We start from the raw sequence: 2047 nt of genomic DNA, 5'->3' as shown, positions 1-2047 counted from the left end.
TGTAGGTCGCGATCGATAGCTGTGATTTAACGGACAAAGCCAGCAATCCGTTCGTCAAAAGTTTGGCTGACTACATTGAATTGTTGCAACCACGCTTCTACTCCCACACTGAGTTTGCCATACACTTTGATGTCAATTGGTTTGACCAGGGCGAACATCTGTTTGAAATCTGCCCAACCGGAGATCATCTTGATATGTTCCATGACTTTATCGCGATCGCTAAAGGTAATAATCACACTGACTTTGGTATGCCTGGGATTAGTATAAAACTGCAAAGTTATCAGTTCTTTAATCCCTTCTGTTGCCAATCGTTGTACTGCGGACTCGATGACAGTCTTATATTCTGCAAAAGAGCCAATTAGCTCTAGCTCTTCGACGAGGGTGACATGTTCGCTAGATGTTGAATTGAGCATCAAACCTCTAAAATTGGTAGTTTTATCCACTACAGACAATTCTAGAGGGTAATGGGCTAGAAGTTAACTAGATAAAAAGTAGTGTGAATCGATCGAGCGCAACCGCTGAGACTGAGATACAGCCTCAAATATGGTGTGCGTAGCTCCGCCACGACCGCTTGCGCTCCCACCAGAACAGTCAGGAGCTTCACGATTTGTTATCCAAAGTGGGAACCTCTCAAACTCAATCTACATCTAATCAAATACAAAGGAAAAAGAAAAAGCTTTTACGATCGCTGAACCTAATCGTAAAAGCAGGAGGGTGAGCCTTGCGGCTGATATCTTCATCTTTTTGACACGATTTTGTTACAAGCAAAATCATTTGTCAATTATGAGCTATCTAGAGATATTATCTCTAGCAGTTTTTCATAACTTCACTAATTTACCACACACTATCTTCATTTTTTTGGACACATGATGAAACTCCTCAAAGCATTAGTCGTTACTGCATTAGTTACCTTACCAATCTCCCCAGCCCTAGCCGAAAGTAAAGTTGAAATTCAAGGTGCTAGTTATGGCGGTAGCGGCTGCCCCGATCGATCTGCCAGTGTCAGCGTCAGCCCCGACGGTCAAGAACTCACCGTTTTATTCGATAAATTTAGTGCCTTGGGCAACGATCCCAGCCAGAGTCGCAAAAGCTGTAACCTGAGCATTCCGATTAAAGTCCCAGAAGGGTTCCAAATCTCCTTGTATGACGCTGACTATCGCGGCTATGTCGCACCCGCTACCAGTGGCACGCTCCGCGCTGAATACTTCTTTGCTGGCAATCGCGGCCCCGTCTTTCAACGTACGTTTAATGGCGAAAATAACTATAGCGTCCGCGATAGTCTAGCAACTGTCGCTGATGTCTGGTCGGCTTGTGGCGATAGCACCAATATGCGCGTCAATGCCTCGATGTCAGCTCGCGGTAAAGGTGCCGCAACTGTCGATTCTTTCGATCTCGCCCATCGCGGTTTGGTCTATCACATCAAATATCGCTCTTGCCGTTAAGTCGTTGACGATCGATTCTAAATAGATATATTTATCTGAAAAGCCCCAACTATTCGAGCGGTTGGGGCTTTTTTGTGAGATCTCGATCTAGCGGTGGAAATATTTTATGAGTAGATACAAAGTATCGAGGATCGTAGCGATCGATCGAATTATTTCCAAACATTTGAGGACGCGTGCGATATGTTTTTTGTTCATTTGATTTAGGTTAGGCGTGAAACAAATTTGCCTTACCTAACACATTAATCTCTCAACCCCTTTGTAAAAGCTCACTTCACCTCCATTTTTTGCGTCTTTTCGATCTAATTAAAGTGAAGCGATTACCTCCGGTAGGCTACGCCAACGAGTGAAGTAAATCTGACGCGATCGAGAAATAACCATATAATTAAATTTCTGGGTTATCGTCATCTTCACGTTGGTAGCCATACTCATTGAGTATTTGCTTTAGCTCTGGTTCAAAAGATCGATCGAGTAAATTGTTTTCGGTTACTCTTTCTTCTTTAAGTTCTTCTGGATTGACTCTATCGTCATACAACGCAATGCAAAATCTACTCGGATCGTAACGCGAGCGGTAATACAGTCCATCGACTCGATCGGCATGATTGTAT

General features: G+C 43.5%; 3 protein-coding genes and 1 pseudogene. 1 reads left to right on the top strand and 3 read right to left on the bottom strand.

Annotated elements, in window-relative coordinates:
- Positions 1-26: 26 nt before the first annotated feature.
- Together RMO84_RS11895 and RMO84_RS11890 are read right to left on the bottom strand one after the other, a co-directional pair.
- The gene (locus RMO84_RS11895) at positions 27-443 is read right to left on the bottom strand and encodes a hypothetical protein (RefSeq protein ID WP_310488671.1); all 417 of its coding nucleotides are present in this window, start codon (positions 441-443) and stop codon (positions 27-29) included.
- Between the two features lie 26 nt (positions 444-469).
- Positions 470-604, bottom strand: coding sequence for a hypothetical protein (locus RMO84_RS11890; protein ID WP_310488670.1), 135 nt, complete (start codon positions 602-604; stop codon positions 470-472).
- Between the two features lie 265 nt (positions 605-869).
- Between RMO84_RS11890 and RMO84_RS11885 the strand changes: the two genes are divergently transcribed.
- Positions 870-1442: a DUF4360 domain-containing protein gene (locus RMO84_RS11885; protein WP_396135839.1), complete on the top strand. Its 573-nt coding sequence runs from the start codon at positions 870-872 to the stop codon at positions 1440-1442.
- A 382-nt stretch (positions 1443-1824) separates the two neighbouring features.
- On the opposite strand, the pseudogene RMO84_RS11880 reads toward RMO84_RS11885, so the two are convergent.
- Positions 1825-2047: pseudogene (locus RMO84_RS11880) on the bottom strand (hypothetical protein); the annotation flags it as partial.

Origin of the sequence: Chamaesiphon sp. VAR_69_metabat_338, from assembly GCF_031423935.1 — a bacterium.
Lineage (GTDB): Bacteria > Cyanobacteriota > Cyanobacteriia > Cyanobacteriales > Chamaesiphonaceae > Chamaesiphon.
This window is presented reverse-complemented; position numbering and strand designations above follow the sequence as displayed.